13 protein-coding genes are annotated in these 18,951 nt (G+C 41.0%); 3 read left to right on the top strand and 10 right to left on the bottom strand.

Annotated elements, in window-relative coordinates; genetic code table 11:
- Nucleotides 1-94: 94 nt before the first annotated feature.
- A complete protein-coding gene (locus IT970_RS03745; RefSeq protein WP_036970629.1) occupies nucleotides 95-1,330 on the bottom strand; it encodes a DEAD/DEAH box helicase in 1,236 nt (411 codons plus the stop codon).
- A 93-nt stretch (nucleotides 1,331-1,423) separates the two neighbouring features.
- Complete coding sequence (locus IT970_RS03740) at nucleotides 1,424-2,125, bottom strand: DUF3581 domain-containing protein (protein ID WP_196857617.1); 702 nt, start codon at nucleotides 2,123-2,125, stop codon at nucleotides 1,424-1,426.
- A 536-nt stretch (nucleotides 2,126-2,661) separates the two neighbouring features.
- Between IT970_RS03740 and IT970_RS03735 the strand changes: the two genes are divergently transcribed.
- From IT970_RS03735 to IT970_RS03725, 3 genes are read left to right on the top strand one after another with little or no spacing between them, the layout of a single operon-like run.
- Nucleotides 2,662-3,063 carry a DUF3019 domain-containing protein gene (locus IT970_RS03735; RefSeq protein ID WP_036970636.1) on the top strand — a complete coding sequence of 134 codons (402 nt, stop codon included), beginning with the start codon at nucleotides 2,662-2,664 and terminating at the stop codon, nucleotides 3,061-3,063.
- Nucleotides 3,063-3,752, top strand: a complete 690-nt coding sequence (locus tag IT970_RS03730; protein WP_036970639.1) for a response regulator transcription factor — start codon at nucleotides 3,063-3,065, stop codon at nucleotides 3,750-3,752. The genes IT970_RS03735 and IT970_RS03730 overlap by 1 nt, the downstream gene beginning before the upstream one ends.
- Nucleotides 3,749-4,939, top strand: coding sequence for an ATP-binding protein (locus IT970_RS03725; RefSeq protein WP_118844048.1), 1,191 nt, complete (start codon nucleotides 3,749-3,751; stop codon nucleotides 4,937-4,939). The genes IT970_RS03730 and IT970_RS03725 overlap by 4 nt, the downstream gene beginning before the upstream one ends.
- Here the strand turns inward: IT970_RS03725 and IT970_RS03720 are convergent.
- The 8 genes from IT970_RS03720 to proB all read right to left on the bottom strand — a co-directional run bounded on the left by IT970_RS03720 (nucleotide 4,923) and on the right by proB (nucleotide 18,868).
- Nucleotides 4,923-5,765: a MipA/OmpV family protein gene (locus tag IT970_RS03720; protein ID WP_075593813.1), complete on the bottom strand. Its 843-nt coding sequence runs from the start codon at nucleotides 5,763-5,765 to the stop codon at nucleotides 4,923-4,925. The genes IT970_RS03725 and IT970_RS03720 overlap by 17 nt on opposite strands.
- Nucleotides 5,766-6,276: 511 nt before the next feature.
- Nucleotides 6,277-12,144 (bottom strand): S8 family serine peptidase, encoded by a 5,868-nt coding sequence (locus IT970_RS03715; protein WP_196857616.1) that lies wholly within the window; start codon nucleotides 12,142-12,144, stop codon nucleotides 6,277-6,279.
- 810 nt (nucleotides 12,145-12,954) lie between these two features.
- Nucleotides 12,955-14,037 carry a sulfatase-like hydrolase/transferase gene (locus IT970_RS03710; protein WP_269216519.1) on the bottom strand — a complete coding sequence of 361 codons (1,083 nt, stop codon included), beginning with the start codon at nucleotides 14,035-14,037 and terminating at the stop codon, nucleotides 12,955-12,957.
- Entirely contained in the window at nucleotides 13,956-14,480 is a 525-nt protein-coding gene (locus tag IT970_RS16080) for a sulfatase-like hydrolase/transferase (protein ID WP_269216518.1), read from the bottom strand. Before IT970_RS16080 ends, IT970_RS03710 begins: the two co-directional genes overlap by 82 nt.
- A 257-nt stretch (nucleotides 14,481-14,737) precedes the next feature.
- The gene (gltX, locus tag IT970_RS03705) at nucleotides 14,738-16,222 is read right to left on the bottom strand and encodes a glutamate--tRNA ligase (RefSeq protein ID WP_065978065.1); all 1,485 of its coding nucleotides are present in this window, start codon (nucleotides 16,220-16,222) and stop codon (nucleotides 14,738-14,740) included.
- Nucleotides 16,223-16,302: 80 nt separating this feature from the next.
- Nucleotides 16,303-16,662, bottom strand: coding sequence for a glutathione S-transferase N-terminal domain-containing protein (locus tag IT970_RS03700; RefSeq protein ID WP_036970649.1), 360 nt, complete (start codon nucleotides 16,660-16,662; stop codon nucleotides 16,303-16,305).
- 67 nt (nucleotides 16,663-16,729) lie between these two features.
- Nucleotides 16,730-17,701: a GGDEF domain-containing protein gene (locus IT970_RS03695; RefSeq protein ID WP_196857615.1), complete on the bottom strand. Its 972-nt coding sequence runs from the start codon at nucleotides 17,699-17,701 to the stop codon at nucleotides 16,730-16,732.
- A gap of 63 nt (nucleotides 17,702-17,764) precedes the next feature.
- On the bottom strand, nucleotides 17,765-18,868 hold the full coding sequence (gene proB / locus IT970_RS03690) for a glutamate 5-kinase (RefSeq protein WP_036970656.1): 1,104 nt from the start codon (nucleotides 18,866-18,868) through the stop codon (nucleotides 17,765-17,767).
- Nucleotides 18,869-18,951: the final 83 nt, after the last annotated feature.

Raw genomic sequence — 18,951 nt, 5'->3', positions numbered from 1 at the left:
GTTCACCAAGCTAATGTACATACGACTTTATGCTATTAGCGTGTTGATTAGTGCTAATTTAGGCTCCCTTAAATTAGCACTGATACAGCTTAATCTATCGGCGCCTAGGATTTTTTTGCCCTAATATACGTTTTTTGTCACGAGAGCGTCGTGCCTTATTCGTGTTTTTTCGGACTTGTTTTGGCTCTTTTGTTAAATCAGGCTCGTACCCTGGCAGCCATTGTGGTGTTAAGCGTGTATCTAATAAAACATCAATTTCATCCAGTAACCATTGCTCATCAATACTCACCAATGACATGGCCAACCCAGTTTCACCCGCTCGTCCTGTCCGCCCTATACGGTGAACATAGTCCTCTGCAACATAGGGTAGTTCGTAGTTAATTACATACTTTAATGAGGCGATATCAAGGCCACGCGCCGCAACATCTGTAGCGACAAGTACTCGAGTGACACCCGTCTTAAAATTTTGCAGCGCTTTGTCTCGCGCCCCTTGGCTTTTATCGCCGTGAATAGACTCCGTTTTTAAGCCGTCCTTACACATTTCTTTTGCCAGACTATCGGCCGTTTGTTTAGTGCGGGTGAATATAAGTACTTGTTGCCAATTTTTCATGCCGATCATATGTGAAACGAGTTCGCGTTTACGATCCTCATCAACCGCATACACAATCTGTTCAACTTCAACAGCAGCCGAATTGCGTTTATCAACCTCAACTAACTTAGGATCATTCAACAACTGTTTACTTAGCTCAAAAATGCTGTCATCAAATGTGGCTGAAAAGAGTAAGGTTTGGCGCTGTTTTGGAACATGACGAAGAATACGCTTTATTTCATCAATGAACCCCATATCAAGCATGCGATCTGCTTCATCAAAAACAAGGGCACTAATGGCAGATAATTTAATGCTCCCTTTAATCACATGATCAAGTAATCGTCCCGGTGTAGCCACCACAACTTGCGCACCTTTAATGGCTTTAATTTGTGGGCCAATACTGGCGCCGCCATAAGCAAGCGCGGCTTTAATAGGTGTATTAGCTGCATAACGCTCAACACTGGCAAATACTTGCTGTGCAAGCTCTCGCGTTGGTGTCAGGATTAAAACTTTTACAGCCTCGGGCAGCGGCTCTTCACGCAATAAGTTATCAAGCAGTGGTAATACAAAGGCAGCTGTTTTACCCGTGCCTGTTTGTGCACTTCCCATAACATCAACCCCGGCTAAAATAAGCGGGATAGTTTGGCTTTGAATAGCCGTTGGGGTGTGATAATTCTCTGCTTGCAATGCTGAAAGGAGTTCAGGCGCAAGGTTTAACTCTGAAAAGCTGGTTACTGACATGATAGGGTGCACAATTACTGTAAAACGTCTATTGTACGCGCAACACTAAAAACAAAAAAGGCGCTAAAGCGCCTTTTCTTACAAGCGTTGCCGTTATGCAGGTTTAAGTGTTTCTTTGCGTTGATTATAAAACGCAATCAAATCATCCACGGTTGCTTGGCAGTATTCACGAATACCTGACACCACCATGTGCTTTTCGCCTGACCCGACTTTTTCACCCTTTTCTAATAAATCGAAACGTAAGGTGATTTTTCCTCGCTTACCTGTATAAGTGAAATCAGGCTCCGCGAATTGCAGCGCTGGTGACGTAATATCAAGTCGGTCTAAATTAATGAGCATTGACTCATAGATAACCATAGGTCGTGCTGGATTGATCATTACATCTTGCTTACCCATTAATGGAATGATCACATGCGGGAAAGTGGTACCAGAAAACTCAACGTAGTTTTTAATTAAGCTATTGATCAAATCTGGACATTGACTGACCGCCCCCTCACGTTTCACTTTAAGCATTACTTTATCGCCATCAGTGATATCAAATTCATCGGCGCCTTCTGGAAAAGAGAGCTTTGATGTCTCATCAACCATACCAGCAAAAGTGAATTCCATCTTTTCGCTGATCCCGTAACGGCTGAGTACAAGCGAAAAAAGTAAATCGCCAGGTACACAAAACTTTTTGGTATCTTTGTCGTGTAACGGATTAAAGTCATCTGCCACGGACTTAGCAAAACGACAACCTTGCTCACGAGTAATAGAGACGTAATCAGCATGTTGCTGATAAAATGGACTTAACATAATTGTTCACTGCTTAAACTGCTTATAACCTGCCTATACTACCAGAAAAATTTATAGGAGAGGTCGAATCTGTTAAATATAAGTCACACGCTCAGCGAGAGTTTAGCTACAATTACTAAAATGTTGGTTTTTATATCTAAAATGAACTTTGTATCAATTTGTACGCAACAGTTAACAAATGAACAACAATAGTGAACACTAAAGCAGCGCCAGAGCGTAATGAAAAGTTATTAATTTTAACTAAATATAAATTCAGATTCTATTTTAAAACAAGGCGCTAACTTAGAAGTCGCGACAAAAACACAAATAGGTCTGAAAGCGCTGGCAGTTCTTAGTGCTATTTGTGGCGGGAACGGTAAATAAGGTATGATGAACACGTTTTTTATCGTGTAATTGCCACTCATAGGCTGCATAATCATAATTATAATAAGCGGCATAAAAATGAGCTCTCATATTGAGATAGGTACGTTACACCAACGTTCAATGGTTAATATTACTTTGAAAAAAAGACTTTTAGAAAACAGGGGCTTGGTTAAATGATAAACCGATTAAGCTGGTCATTACTGTTTTTATGTTTGTGCTTTTCAGCAAATTTGCTGGCCGATGAAAGTACAGACCAGCCTTTTTTTAAAGTATCACCCATTGTGTGTGTAACAGATACAAAACAAAAAGTATGTGAATTTAATATTCAAGTTCACTTTAGGTTAGCCCCATTTAAAGAACTTTGCTTAGAGGTAACACAACGCCCACAGTACACACAGTGCTATACACAAAACGGCTTAATTATTGAAAAATTTATAATAAAAACCGAGCACCCGCTGACTGTTAAACTAATAAATCCGATAAACAATGAAGTTGTTCAACAACAATTACTTTCAATAGCAAACTATGAAGCTAAAGATTATCGTATTAAACGGCGTTTTGGCTGGAGTTTATAATGCACCATATTTTTTTGATTGAAGATGATGTAAAGCTAGCTAGCTTAATTCAAACGTATTTATTGAAGCATGGCTACACAATTGATGTTTTTAATACTGCAAAGGCATATCGCCAAAGCGAAATTACCTTTATTCCATCACTTATTATCTGCGACATAATGCTCCCAGATGGTAATGGTTTTGAACTAATTTCGCAGCTGAAAGAAAAGTTCAGCTGTCCGGTGATCTTTTTAACCGCCTTAGATTCAGTGCAATCACAAATTAAAGGGTTAGATTTGGGCGCCTATGACTATCTTTTAAAACCAATCAAGCCTGAATTACTACTGGCCAAAATTAAAACCATAATTACCCACTCAGTTGGCCAAGATAACTTTTCTAAACAAAACGATATTTTGCGCATCGATAATAAAAAAAGAGATATCTTTTTCCATAACACAGCGCTTAACCTGAACGACAGTGAATTTGAAATTATTGCCTACCTTGCCAAAAACTCACCACAACCCGTTTCACGTGAAGTCTTGTTCAAACATATTATCGGTCGTGAGTACGACGGACTTGACCGTGCTATCGATTTAAAAATCAGTCGACTCAGGAAAAAACTAAAAGAAACCATTAAAGATCATAAAGAATCTTTAGATATCAAGTCTGTGCGAGGTAAAGGATACAGCTTGGATATTTCAGAAATATGAAGCAGCAGTTTTTTAAACTTTATTTAATCATCACCGTAAGTTTAATTGCCTTAGTGCTTGCATTTGGCCAACTCTATAATCAGTTTTTCTTAGAGCAAACCCCTAGTATTCAACTCAGTGTGGATGAATTAGCACTCATCGCTCAACATAAAGACACGCGTATTAACGCATTTAATCAAAATGAGTTAATTTTACCTGACTCTTTACAGGCATCATTCGACAGAGATGGCATTATCAGTGTCAATGAAAACGGCCAACAATTTGTTTATTTGAAGAGCGATAATGGTGCAATACAAAGAGTCGGCCCTATTACGCTTATTTCACAAAGTAAAAATGACTGGCTCGCTTTTTTTGCATTTTACATTTTGCTTGCAGCCATGATCTTAGCCTTTATTCGCCCTGTATTTCGTGATTTAGGGTTATTGCAACGTGCCGCATACCGTTTCAGTAAAAAGCCGCAACGCATAGAGCTGGATATCAAACCAAACTCCTCCATTGCGCCTTTAGCAAATACCTTTACTCATATGTCTGATCGCATCACACAGTTTGTACAACTTCATAATGATTTATCACGCATTATTTCCCATGAGATTCGTACCCCACTCTCGCGAATGCGCTTTGCACTGTCGATTTCTGAATGTGAAACAGAAGAAAGTATTCAAATAGAACGCGATATCGATGAAATTGAATTACGCCTTGAACAATATTTGTCATTTGCACGATTAGAGCATCAACAAAGTGTCTTTAATCAAGAGAAAACCAACCTGACAAGGTTGATTGAGACTGAGATCCACAAATTTGAACTCTACAAAGAGCTTAAGTTTAGCGTTAAATTAGACGTAATAAATGCCTATTGCGAAGCAAGCTTTATGGCCATTGCCGTTCAAAACTTGCTGATTAATGCCACTAAGTACGCAAAACACACCATTTTAATACACAGCGCGGAAGAAAGTGATTTTTATACCATTAGTGTGACTGATGACGGGCCCGGACTGCCTATAAATGCTGACGCACTCATAGAGCCTTTTAAACAAGGTGAAGGGGATAAACTCGCAAGCGGCTATGGGTTAGGGCTCTACATTGTGCATCGCATTGCCAGCTGGCATGGTGGGGTCATAACACTTGCAAACAACACAGACACCGGTGGGGCTGAAATTGCAATACGCTGGCCTAAAAGTGGTAAGTAATTCCAGCAAAACCCGAAAAGTAACCATTTTTTTCGATCATGTGTGAACGTGCCAAATGGCTATCAAGCCACGTGTGTTTGAGCTTAAAGTCGATACTAAAACTGTCACTCAGTGGGTATACGTAACTCACTTTTAAGTGATAATTAACCGCACTCTCTAAATCATATTTAGGTAAGCGAACCACACTTTCTGATGGTAAAACGGTATAGTAATAATCGATTAATTCTTCATTCTTATAGGTCGCGCCGGCCTCTATACCCGCGATACCCGAAAACAATTTAAATTCACGAGAGCCAGTCAAAAGTAATTCATAACCGTCATGTACATGCGTTACATCGTGAAAATATGCAGCACTTAACCACACAGAGTCGTACACGTTTACCGCTGAGGCTACCCCTGCCATATACGATAAATCGCGTTCAATGGGGGTCAGGTTTATTGGTGAAGCTGAGGGTCTTGTTGGTCTATCAGTGCCTGTTCTAATGACACCCGTGGCATACAGTTTATCGATACCATCCAACTCAAAAAAGAAACCATCATCGTTAAAGCGGCCGAGTAAATCGACATAGTAATCTGGGGTTTCGATTAAGCTGTAACCAAGCGAAAAGTCGTCGAAGTACCAATCATCACCATAATAAGCCACGCTTGGTAAAACAGGAGACGTGACGTTATCCGCACCAAGAACAGGGTTCTCTATACCACCGTATCCTAGTGTAATACTGGCATGAATTGTCGACTTTTTTATCAACTGTGGTTGTTTTACATCTCCCTGCGCATAAGCGATAGACGTCGTTAAACAACACAGTAAGCCAAGCAATTTTTTCATCAACTTAATTCACCTTAATAGCATTATTAATGATTATAATGATGCCTAAACACGATTAATAACCCACAGGTTTCCACCCTTCTGGGTGCGATCATAGCGTTTGCACACATTTTTGTATAATTTTTTCACTCAACAAGTATGTTAATGCGGGGCTAATCCCTCACTTACTTCAAACTAACACACTGAAAAAAATATGAAATACTCTGTACATTTTGCTACAGAGGATTTTCAATCGCTTTATTACTTTTAGCTATAAGGTAAAAACCCATCTTTCTAAGATGACTTATTTTCCCTTATAAAAGAGTAACATAAACACTCACCTTCCCTATCCCCCCTTTTTGCAATCTGGCTTTTGCCCCCATTTTTAATTAACTGCAAACGTTAATAAAACAGCCTGACTAAAAAGCGAAGTAAACACGACATGTAGGCCACATCCTTTTAAGTCGAGCAGAGTACACAAACGAAAAAAGGGCCCGAAGGCCCTTTGTCACATAACACACTTAGGGAGTGATTAGCTGCGCTTTGCTTTACGGCGTCTTAAGCCTGCAAAACCTGCCATTAGAAGTGTTAGCCACGCAAGTGAGCCGCTTGAATCCTCATCGTCATCTGAGTCATCAACCTCGGGAGCTTCTGTTACTGATAACTGTAAGCTTTGTTCAACCGTTGTTGTACCATCACTTACTGTCACAGTATAAACATAGTCACCCGCAACGAGACCTGACACTTTCGTGCTCGCACTGTTTGCTGACTCTATCGTACCTGGACCCGTCCACTCATACGTTAACTCATCACCATCAAGGTCTGATGCCGTTGCGCTAAGTGTCGGTACTTGACCTTCACGTACATATAAATGAGTCTCTGCAAGCTCTACAACAGGCGCATCATTCACTGCGTTTACTGTCAGTGTAAAGGTTGTTTGTGCTACCGCCGAAGGCTCGTCTGTATAAGCAACCATTACTGTTACTTCAATTTCACCATTGAAGTTTGCTGCCGGTGTCAGTTTTAGCATTGAACCCGTTTCATGACCCATTACCTCAACTTCAGCATTGTCAGCCATTGCTGTAATAACGGTTTCTTTACCTAACTGGTTGTCAAAGTTAACCGCAATCTCTGTGCTGTTATCTTCATCAACTGATTGGTTAGAAATAGCATCAATTGCTAAGCGCTCTGCAACAGTAACTACTTTCACATTCATAGTTGCTGATGTTTCAAGTTCACCATCTGATACTGTCACTGTAAATACATGGTCACCCGCAGTTAAGCCTGACACGGTTGTTAACGCTGCGCTTGCATCTGCAATAACACCGTTACCTTGCCAGCTATAACTCAGCTCATCACCATCTGGGTCCATTGACGCTGATGCATCTAGTGTGACCGTATCGCCTTCTGTGATAACCATCTCTGTATTCGCTACATTTGCAACAGGTGCATCGCTCACTCCAGTTACTGTCAACATAAACGTCGTGCTTGCAGCATCTGATGGGTTCTCAATGTCAGAAACAACCACCGTCACTTCTGTTTCACCGTAGAAATTCTCATTGGGTGTTACGGTGACTGTATCGCCATCAACTTCAAAACTTACATTGTCTGAAATAACTGAAATTTCATTTTTCGAGTTTGTTTCATCAATATAGTGAACATCAAAGCTAATTGCTGTTTCTTCTGTGGTTACCATATCGTCAAGCGCTACAACTGTGATGTTGCTTGGTACTGTAATTTCATTAAGCTTAGTGATTGCTTCGATGCCATCAACATTTGCAATCGTGTTCAGTGCCAATGTTTGACCTGCAGCAGAAGGGAGTACTTCAGCCCATGCCGTTACTTCGAACTGAGACATTTCAGGGCCAACGTAATCCATACACACGATGTAGTCATCTTTTACTACTTCGTCGATGTTATCGTACGCAATATCAACCCCTAAATAATCACCTAATGGACCAAATGTTGATACTTGGCCTTTAAAGCCTTGCACACCGATACTACCGTGAGTACCTGTACTGCCAAAGTCGATGTTATCGTACGCATAGTAGATTTCATGCTCATTCTTACCAAAACGTGTTTCAGCATTGAAAATTAATTGGAAATCGAATGAGTTATCACGACGGTCATAAGAGTACTGACCTCTAAAGCCAAACTCGTTACCGTAGTCAGATGCATTATCCCACTCAATAATAGCCCAACCATTTGCTGTTGAAGCCAGTGAGATACCTTCAGATGCAGATAGACCTACAGAGAGAACATCTTTGGTGATAGATGATTCAGTGATAGACCAACCACGCCAAAGTGGTGCCATATTTTCGTATGGAACATTGTTGTAAGGGAAGCGTAAATGCGCAGGAACAAGGTAACGCGCACCTAGCGTATCAACCGTACCAATCCCTTTAACTTGGATGAAGTTATTCCACATATTTACTTCATCACCATTATTAAACAGGCTTACTTTATCGTATGCACCATTGAATAAAGTGTTAACTGGAATTATCCAACCACGGCCATAGTTAGCTTGACCATTTTCTTGGAAACCCGACAACATTGGGAAAATACCAAAATCAGATAAGTTAACATAACCACCTGGGTTTGAATTACCAAAACTTGGAAGGCGACACATTTCATCGGTTACATTGTTAGTAACAAGGTAATCAGGTTGAACATCTCGTGTATCTGGTTGTACACCCGAGATAACAAGTTTACCGTCAACAACTTCAGCATCCACATCTGATGTGCTTGAGATTTCAATACGGTCAGAGTGGAAATTTAATCCTGCAGGCGCATCAATATCAAATGAGAACTCACGGTCGGCACCCGAGTTATTCGCAAGTACATTAAAGCTAACAGGAATTAAGTCACCGACTTTAGCTGCTTCAGTGCCTACGGCTACGTCAACAACATCAACACCACGTTCAATGCGAAGTGGAATAGTCCCTAGATTATCTGGATTTACGGTTGATGTGCCAGCGTCGATTGCACTGTAGTAAATACCGCCCGCATTCATGTTCATATCCCAATTGATTGTCATATCAACTGGGTTTACGCCATCACTTGCAGGAAGTGTAACGTCAAGCGTATCCGCTACATCATTACTAACAACGGCTGTTGCAATTTGAATTTTTTCGATAAAGTCAGGGTTACGTTGTTTCGCTGGGTTATAAATAACGGCCCAATATTCACCTTCTTCTGGGTTATTGATATTACAGAAGTTGTTATAAACAACGTGACCAGAGACACACAAGATTTCATCTTCAATCTGAATTTCGCCATCACCATTGTAGTCTTTACCAATGTAGACAAGCGGGTTAGCACGGTCAGAGTTTCCTTCAAGTTCAGACTCTACGCCCACAACTTCAACGACTAAGCGTTTAGAATCAGCTGGCACAGTGATGAACTTAGAATAGGTAGCCTCATCAAGTATATCAGCGGGGTCTACTTCAACCGTACGATTAGAAGCCCACGGGAAGAAATTGTCTTTATCTTTTGGTAATTCAAACGTATCTATGGTTGCTTCAACTGGCATATATGCTTGTGCAACAGGTGATGAAACAACTGGTAACTCAACGCCTTGTACAACGTAGCTGCCTTTATCAGAGTGTGCAACGGTTGTAAGGTTAGCAGGTAAATCGCCACGATCATATTTGAATACAACAGGCCAACGCGCATCAGGAATGTTCTCTTCTTCTGCTTTAAACAGTAGGTTGCTGTGCAGCTCTACTTCTGAGTTACTTGACCAATCTTGCGTTTCCATGATTGATGCTTTAACAATAATGGTTTGTGTTTCACCCGCTTTTAGAGAGAACTTATTAGGGGTAATTTCAAAGTTGATACCATTTTGTGGAATTTGCTTATTCATGTCGAAATTCCAGTTCACAACTTCTTCGTTGCTTACTGTCCATGTACCATCTTCGGTGGCAGTAATGGTACGCACCCACTGACACTCCGGCTTACATGAGAAATTAACAAGATTTGGCATGTTCAACTTATGTGGTGTACCGCCACTGTCAGGGTTTGCTGCAATAAAGTTTTCCGCAGACTCATCCATGACAAAACCGGCTTTAGCTGCATTAGCAACATTAATACGACCCGCACCAGCACGGTAAACTGACGCTTCACCGATGGTATCTTTTTCATTGTTCAAGCGATGATATTTCACCACGTTATCAGCAGTCATTGATAATGCTGATTGAATTTCAGTTGCTGACCAATCTGGGTGTACCTGGCGTAGCAATGTCATTGCACCTGCAACGTGCGGTGATGCCATTGATGTACCACTAGAACTTGAGTAATCAGTGCCGTATGGTGTGGCAACAAATGGATGTTCATCAGCGTAAGCCGCATAAATGTCAACACCTGGCGCTGCAAGGGCTGGAGCCAATACTTCACGGTTTGGATACGACGGACCACGAGAAGAGAATGGCGCTAACCAATCAGCATCTTCAGCATTAACTATACGCTCAACATTGGTTGCTTTAATGGTGATCATGTGGCCTTTTTCAGAGAAGCTATCAACCCAATCCTCTAAACCATCATTTGGGTATACACCATTCCACTGATCATAAGTAAAGTGAACACTTGGAAGTGAGTAGCCTTCAGCAACTGTCCCTTGGTCTCTATTACGGTTAAACATAATGAAACCATCTGCTCCGCCTGCTTTGATATGATCAGACTTTGCACCACGTGCATTAGCATTAGGGTCTTGAGGGTCATGGCGTTGACAAATAACGATTACGTTAGTTTCACCCTCTGCAGCACCCACAATTGGCGAGCCATCTTTGTAAAAGTCAAATGTGCCAGCTGGGTAGTCAGCAGTACAATACCCATTCGCATCTTTAACACCATTCACATCAGCATAGTCTTTAGCCCACACAACGACACCCGTGATGTCTGTTTGGTTAAGTGAGCCACCTGTTAGACCCATTTCTGACCAGCTTGGCACTTCAGAGCCCATTGATGCGTCAGCAAAGCCTGCATATTCAACCGGCGTTTCAATCACAACACTTCGACCATGCGTCGTTGCTGCAACTTGCGCAAGCCAAGGTGATGAGTTATCCAAATAGCCGAAACACTCTGCGCTGCCACACCCTTGTCCGCTGTTACCAGCCGCAGCCGCAACGTTAATACCCGCTTCACGTGCTGCTAAAAATGCAAGTTGTACTGGGTCTGTCCAGCTGTTTGAATCTGAACCACCAATTGAGAAGTTAATAACATCAACACCATCAGAAATCGCATCTTCGATACCTGCTAGTAATATTTCGCCCGGACAGCCATTCGCACCGATATCATTTGATGGGTAACACACTTGGTAAGAAATAATATTTGCATGCGGTGCCACACCCGAAATTTCTGGGAAGAGATCTTCTTTAATCACCATGCCATCTGATTTGTCACCAGCACCAACAGTGACTAATGGTACGTTTTTAACTACGTTACCCGCTGCTGTTGACGCAACGTGCGAGCCATGCCCTTGGTAATCTTCACCAATTGCAGGCCAGCCTGGGATAATTTCAGAGAACACATCGGTGATCATGTCATAAGAACGTACACCGATTAATTTATTATTACATTGGATGAACTCTGCATCGTCAACACAGTCACCTAAGAAGTTACCATCGCCGAGCGGGTTAGTGTGAACATAACCGTCGCCGCCAACTTCTGCAAAAGACGGGTGATCTGAATTAATACCGGTATCGATAATACCAACGATTTGCCCTTCACCTTTGCCTTTGATACCGCTTGGTACACTCGTACCATTCCACACTTGGTCTGCACCAATATGACGAGGGCCTTCATCAGATAAAAGGTCATAATTCTTTGAACGCATAACAGATGAAACAGAGCCTAGCTCTGACACTCTACGCGCTTCGGCTTCTGTCATTTTTACTGAGAAACCATTGATTGCTTTAGTAAACTGGCGGCGCATTTCTGTACGGCCTGTTACTGAAGCCACGCTCTGCATTACCGATTGCTGCTTAGTTAATAACTTATTTTGATAGTCGATTACAGCAGGAGAAGACGGCTTACCGTGTTCAAAAATCTTGCTTACACCTTGTTGTTGCAAGCTACGAGCAAGTGGAGATTGAATATCTCTTGCTTCTAATGCAACGGCATTGTCACGAAGTTTTACAATATAAATACTTTCGCCTGTGATGCCTTCTTCAACGAACTTTCTTGTTTGTGCATTTATTTTTACGTTCAAGCCATTGTTTTGCAACATTTTTTCTGAACTAGCGTCATGAACTTTATTTGAAAGTGCTTTTACTTCATCGAATGTAATATTAGGTGCTTGTAATTTATTTGCGTTGTTATTAGCTTCAATACCAGTCGCATAGGCTGCGCTGGCACTGTAAAGAGCCGCAGCAACAGCAATTGAGAGTGTTTTTACTTGCATAAGTAATTCCTGGATAGTTATTTGAATAATTATTTAAGTTTTATGAATATCCATTTCAAAACTTAACCGTTATTCAATCACACCCATGAAACAAATTAATCAACTTAGTTGTAGCGTTTTGTACTTAACCTTAACAAATAAATTACCAAAATAACGACAAAATCAAATTTAAGCTTATAAAACAAGCCATAACGCTAATCGAAATTTAATGAACACTCTCTAAATGTGAAAATTTCTACTTTTATTTAAGACGCAAAAAATCGACACTGTTAACAAAGATTCAAGCTTAGTTACATTTTCAACCCCATTTAAGACTAACCAAAGTGCATAAATGGATGTATTGATTCAATATTAGCCTCAATTTTTAACAACAAAGTCATGCTTTTAGCGATAGAACAATAGAACTTAGTTAAAGTGAAAAAGACATCACTCGACTGCTCGTTTTACTCACCACTTTTTCAACTTTATCTGCCTGCGGCAACATAGGTTTAAGACTAACAGTCCCCTAATTTGTTTACTTATGAATTCGAAAAGTAGCGAATACAGGAATTTATAAGTGAAGAACAAGCTATTCAAAGTGATGCATATTATTTTGGCGATGTTGAAGAACTTAGCTGCCTAGGGCAACGTTCAGTGCAATCTAGCGGTTACAATCCAACAGCGATAAATAGAGTATTGCTATTGAGCAGTTAAAACGTGAGGGGGTAAATAGAGGCGGCAATGGCTACGGGGTTGAAAGCTGTAAAAGCTTTACCAGTGACGAACAAAACTGCGATGTCGCAACGTCGTGCCCTGGTAAAGCCTATATTGTTAGCGGTTTAGCGCTTGCTTTGAAATCATTTCAGCGACACTATCCACTTGTACTGACATGCTCTCTTGGCTAGGCGGGAAAGCCTTAAAGGTTTTTACAAACTCTGAAATTTGATTACCTGCAGGGCCTAAAATCCAGCTACGGTTTTCTGCCCACTCATCGTAACCCCTTGCATCAATGAAGCGCTCAAATGGGTCCATTTTTAGGTTAATGATATAAGGTGTAGTAAGGGCTTGTTGCGAAGATCTGAACCAATGCTCTTGCTCTGTGAAAATTAACTTCCAATCACCGTAACGCATACCGTGGAAAGTCGTTTCGGTAAAATAATAAAACTCTTTACGGTTTGTTTTACCATTATTCAACAAGATATCACTTTGATCGAAGCCATCTAAATGAACTTTATACTTTTGGCCATTAATTTTTGTACCTTTAAGCAAATTAGCTTTTAGGTCTTTATCACCGAGCCATGACATAATCGTTGGTATCCAATCTTCCATGGTCATAAACTCACCCGTGCTTACACCACTTGGAATATGGCCTGGCCATTTAACAAGCATAGGAACTCTGAAACCACCTTCCCAGCCACCAACACCTTTTTCACCATGAAACGGCTGGTTGCCACCATCAGGCCATGAGTTTGATGCAGCTCCATTGTCGGTAGAAAACATCACTATTGTATTATCAGATACTTTAAGCTCATCAAGTAAGTTAAGCAGCTCTCCTACATCATCATCCAGTTCAGCCATACCATCAGCATATAAACCAAACCCTGTTTTACCGTCATACGCTTTATTAAGGTTAGTTTGATAATGCATCCGTGTGGTGTTATGCCAAACGAAGAAAGGCTTATTTTGTTTTACTGCATCACGAATAAAACGTTTTGATTCAACAAGCACTTCTTGGTCTAAATTACGCTGACGTTCTTTACCAAATGGGCCAAGATCTTTAACCTCTTGTTTACCATTAGCAAGCGCTTTTGAATGAATGACTCCACGCATTTTTAGACCAAACTTTTCTTGTGTTTTGGCGTCTTGTGGATAATCTTGCTGTTCTGGGTATTCACCCGCATTGAGGTGGTACAAAATACCAAAAATTCATCAAAACCATGATTTGTTGGTAAGTGTTCATCAAGGTCACCTAAATGGTTTTTACCAAACTGCCCTGTTACATACCCCTTAGATTTAAGCATCGTTGCTAACGTTGGATCTTTCTTTTGCAAACCTTGTGGTGCTCCAGGTAGACCTACCGTACTAAGACCGGTACGCATTGGGTACTGACCAGTAATAAATGCAGCACGACCAGCCGTACACGAGGCCTGTGCGTAATGATCCATAAATATCATGCCATCATTGGCAATGCTATCTATGTTAGGTGTGCTACCTCCCATCATGCCACGATGGTAAGCGCTAATATTCCACATACCAACATCATCACCCCAAATAATAAGCACATTGGGTTTATCAGCAGCGAAACTCGACATACTAATGCCAAAAAAGGTCAAACAGACCAATAAGTATTTGAACATCACTTTCTCCTTGAAAATTAACCGAAGCATTCACTTCAGCTTAAAAAATCCCTCGCTTGCAGCCACCTTATACTGCTTAATTAAGATATTCCTACAAGTGATAAGTTGTACATGTTTAATACTATTAGAGTAGTACCTATTTACAAGTTAAATCTGCGTTAACTTTGATTTAAATATAAAAAAACCCCCAGTAATTGGAATGTCCAACTATTGGGGGTCACTTGACATATAGCTCGGTTTTTAAAGCGTAATAATTTTTAAGCTTGCGGGTAATCGCGGTAAGCGCGCTCAATATTTTTCGCTTGCTTTTTTGACACGCCAATGTGCGAAAGTGCAACACGTAATCGCGCACGCGACAGGTCTGAGCCTAATATTTCCATTGCATCAAGTACCGATGTTGATGATGTTTTGCCCGTAATAGCGACAAAAATCGGCTCAAGAAAATCTTTAATCTTCAGCTCATGGAACGTTGCAACTTCTTTCGCAATGGCAAAAATCGCTGATTTTTCCCATGTACGTAAGCCTTCTAATTGCCAGATGAAGAATTGCAGTGCTTGACGTGTTGCATCTTCACCCGCTTTACCAGCCGTTAACAACGCAGGATCATAGCTTGGAATACCGCCCACGAAATGACCGGCAAGATCAACCATGTCTGATAACGTATTAATACGTGTTTTTGCTTCTGGTAATACTTTAGCGAATAACTCAGTATTAAATTTCCAATCAACAAAACGTTGCATTAATTCAGCATCTGACAAGTTTTCACGGATCCACATACCGTTTAACCAGCTAAGCTTATCCACGTCGAAAATAGGCCCACCCAGAGAAACACGTTTCATATCAAAGTGTTCAATCATCTCATCTAGCGTGAACTTTTCACGTTCATCAGGCATTGACCAACCCATGCGGCCTAAATAGTTCAATAGTGCCTCTGGCAGGTAACCCATTTCTTTGTAGTAATTGATTGAAGTTGGATTTTTACGCTTTGATAACTTTGATTTATCTGGGTTACGAAGTAACGGCAAGTGACCAAGTACAGGCGCTTCCCAACCGAAGTCTTCGTATAATTTTAATAGCTTAGGCGCTGAGTTGATCCACTCTTCACCACGGAAAATATGGCTAATTTGCATGTGGTGATCATCAACAACGTTAGCAAGGAAATACGTTGGGAAGCCATCGGCTTTCAGCAACACTTGCATGTCTACGTTTTCCCACGGGATCTCAATTTCGCCACGAAGATAGTCGTTAAACTTAAACGTGCCGTCGCTTGGGATCTTCATACGAATAACGTACGGCTTACCCGCGTCAAGATTCGCTTTGATTTCATCGTCTGATAGATTTAAACCACGACCATCATATTTAGGACGCAAACCCTCAGCCATTTGTTCTTCACGCATTTGATCTAGCTCTTCGCTAGTTGCAAAACAATAAAATGCTTTGCCTTGCTCAACTAACTGATGCGCAAACTTTTTGTATAAATCACTTCGCTCAGATTGACGGTATGGACCAAACTCACCGCCCACATCAGGACCATGATCCCAGTTTAAGCCTAACCAACGTAAGCTATCCATGATAGCTTGCTCTGATTCAGCTGTACTGCGCACTTGGTCAGTGTCTTCTATACGTAAAACAAACTCCCCACCTTGCTGTTTTGCAAAGCAGTAGTTAAATAAAGCGATGTAAGCAGTACCTAGATGCGGATCACCTGTTGGTGAAGGAGCAACACGGGTGCGAATTGTCATGGTTATATCTCTCAAAAGACAATTAAAAATTTGCCCAAATGCTAGCACAGCATGAGCTATTATCGAAGTGAAAAGCCGCTTTATGCAGCGACTTTATCTAAATAAGCAATGATATCGTTTGATTCATACAACCACGTTACTTGGCCGTTTTCTTCAATACGTAAACACGGTACTTTAATTTTTCCGCCCTGCTCTAATAGCTCTTGGCGAAAGAGTTCATTACCTTTGGCGTCACGAGTTTCCACAGATAAGCCCTGGCGTTTAATCGCACGGCGTACTTTTACGCAAAATGGGCACGCTTTGAATTGATATAGCTTAAATTGTGATGTTACTAAATCAAGCTGTGCTTGCTCTGCAGCAGGACGTTTTTTACTGCGCGGCGTAAAAATAAAATCAAAAAGTAAAATAAGGCGGCCTAACAACCAGCGGACAAACTTCATCTCACATTCTCATACTGAATAAAATAAGGTGGGCAATTTTAACACAGCACTACACGCTGCAACAGGCTCAAAATAACTCTATCGAGTCATCATTGTGTTTATTATCTTGAATATCCAATTCGCAATACGCCGTTATGCGATTACGCCCCATGTTCTTTGAATGATACAAGGCGTTATCTGCTTTTTGAACTAAGCTTGCAACCATTTCAAACTCACAAATAGGCAAAAAACCACAACTTACAGTGAGGCTACCTACTTGCGGAAATGGATACTCAGCGACACACGCACGAAATCGATTTAACACGTTGCGCGCATCACATTCGTCGGTTGCTTGAAATAAAATGGCAAACTCTTCTCCCCCATAACGAAATACATAATCTTCGAATCGGAAGTTATTTTTGAGTAATTGTGCGACCAGCAAAATGACTTCATCACCAATAACATGGCCGTAGTTATCATTCACACGTTTAAAATGATCAATGTCGATCATTGCCAAATACCAGTGGCGGTGATTTACATCTGAGTGAGTAACTCCATGCGCGGCTTGCGCCGCAATATCAATCACTTTTTTATCAAACGTTTGACGATTAAGTAATTCTGTCAATGGGTCAAGGCAGGACTTATACAACAATGAAAGTTGGTTAGCGTAAATATTTAGCATGTAAATTGCTAACATACTACAGCGTTCGGTGAGCTCTTGATTCGACTCAATCACTAAAACCCCTACTACATTTCCCGTATGATAAACAGGCACATAGGTATAAATGCAGCCATAATTAAGGCTAATGCGGATTTTATTGCGACTGACTTTTTCTATTAATTCATTGACCTCGTGTTCAGAGAGCTTCTCTATCACGGTGTCTTTATTAATTAATTGTGCAGGTAGCCCAGGTTTAAAAAATTTATTGACGTAAACAGCAAACCGCGAAAACTCACCTAACCCTGCCACCGCATCGATAAGGGCCTGATCAAGCTCTGGCTCTTCTTCTTGCTGTGTTATCGTCACAACCCATTCATGTCCGCAAGGGTTTGCCTGCATTGAAAAGTCCCCAGAACTATAAGTAACTTTAGTGTAGTTAAATTTATAAAAATTACTAAAAAACTATAATAAAATCATATCATCTCTGTGTATTACTTCACTGCTTGGTGCAAACACAAGTAACTGCGCAATTTGTGATGAGTGGCAGCCTTTTATTGTATCGATTTCTTGATGGTTAAAGTTAACGAGCCCCTTTGCAATACATTGACCTTCACTCGATATCACTTCAATTACATCACCTCGTTCAAATTGGCCTCTAACAGCTCTGACCCCTTTTGCTAAAAGACTGGCTCCGCGCTCTTGAAGTGCCAAACTGGCACCATCATCGATCACCAGTTGCCCAGAACTTTTAGGGCCCGCTAATAGCCATTTTTTTCGACCATCTTTGGGGGCGGTTAATTTTAAAAACCGAGTACCTGGCAGTTTGTCAGCCATGCAATTTAAAATCACATTTTTGCCCGCACCTTTGGCAATAATCACTTCAACGCCTGCACGACGAGCAATATCAGCAGCTTGAAGTTTAGTTGCCATTCCGCCAGTTCCTAAACTTGTACCACTTCCACCAGCAAGCTCTCTGAGCTCATCGTTAATGTGTGATACTTCGTTTATGAGAGTTGCATTAACATCAGAGCGCGGGTCACCAGTAAACAACCCCTCTTGGTCGGTAAGCAGCAAAAGTTTTTCTGCATTTGCTAAAATAGCCACCAACGCAGACAAGTTATCATTATCGCCGACTTTTATTTCAGTCGTGGCTACGGCATCATTTTCGTTAATGATTGGAACCACATTATGCGCAAGCAATGCATTGAGTGTGTCGCGGGCATTTAAATAACGTTCGCGGTCTTCAACATCTGCTCGGGTAAGCAGCATCTGCCCAACATTAATACCATAGAGTGCAAATAAACTCTGCCAAGTATGAATAAGATGACCTTGGCCAATTGCTGCCAGCATTTGTTTTTCGATCAAAGAACGGCCACAGGGGGTTATTAATTGCTCACGACCCGCAGCGACTGCGCCACTGGATACTAAAACAACCTGATAACCTTGTTTTTTTAACTCACAACACTGGCGAACAAGCTCCACCATATGTGCTTTATCTAATTTGTCTGTACCGCCTGTCAGCACACTTGTGCCTAGCTTTACAACAACGACGTGTGGCCTTTGCATCTGCGTTATTAATTCTGTAAATAAAATAGAGAATTTATATATACCAGCAAACAGTTTTTGAACAAGTTAAAAAAATTCATGCT

Origin of the sequence: Pseudoalteromonas sp. A41-2, from assembly GCF_015767615.1 — a bacterium.
Lineage (GTDB): Bacteria > Pseudomonadota > Gammaproteobacteria > Enterobacterales > Alteromonadaceae > Pseudoalteromonas > Pseudoalteromonas lipolytica.
This window is presented reverse-complemented; position numbering and strand designations above follow the sequence as displayed.

Coding starts and splice junctions, on each gene's coding strand:
- IT970_RS03745 (WP_036970629.1), bottom strand. CDS start 1,330: ATGTCAGTAACCAGCTTTTCAGAGTTAAACCTTGCGCCTGAACTCCTT.
- IT970_RS03715 (WP_196857616.1), bottom strand. CDS start 12,144: ATGCAAGTAAAAACACTCTCAATTGCTGTTGCTGCGGCTCTTTACAGT.
- IT970_RS03695 (WP_196857615.1), bottom strand. CDS start 17,701: ATGCAGGCAAACCCTTGCGGACATGAATGGGTTGTGACGATAACACAG.
- IT970_RS03730 (WP_036970639.1), top strand. CDS start 3,063: ATGCACCATATTTTTTTGATTGAAGATGATGTAAAGCTAGCTAGCTTA.
- gltX (WP_065978065.1), bottom strand. CDS start 16,222: ATGACAATTCGCACCCGTGTTGCTCCTTCACCAACAGGTGATCCGCAT.
- IT970_RS03735 (WP_036970636.1), top strand. CDS start 2,662: ATGATAAACCGATTAAGCTGGTCATTACTGTTTTTATGTTTGTGCTTT.
- IT970_RS03725 (WP_118844048.1), top strand. CDS start 3,749: ATGAAGCAGCAGTTTTTTAAACTTTATTTAATCATCACCGTAAGTTTA.
- IT970_RS03720 (WP_075593813.1), bottom strand. CDS start 5,765: ATGAAAAAATTGCTTGGCTTACTGTGTTGTTTAACGACGTCTATCGCT.
- IT970_RS03700 (WP_036970649.1), bottom strand. CDS start 16,662: ATGAAGTTTGTCCGCTGGTTGTTAGGCCGCCTTATTTTACTTTTTGAT.
- IT970_RS16080 (WP_269216518.1), bottom strand. CDS start 14,480: ATGTTCAAATACTTATTGGTCTGTTTGACCTTTTTTGGCATTAGTATG.
- IT970_RS03740 (WP_196857617.1), bottom strand. CDS start 2,125: ATGTTAAGTCCATTTTATCAGCAACATGCTGATTACGTCTCTATTACT.
- proB (WP_036970656.1), bottom strand. CDS start 18,868: ATGCAAAGGCCACACGTCGTTGTTGTAAAGCTAGGCACAAGTGTGCTG.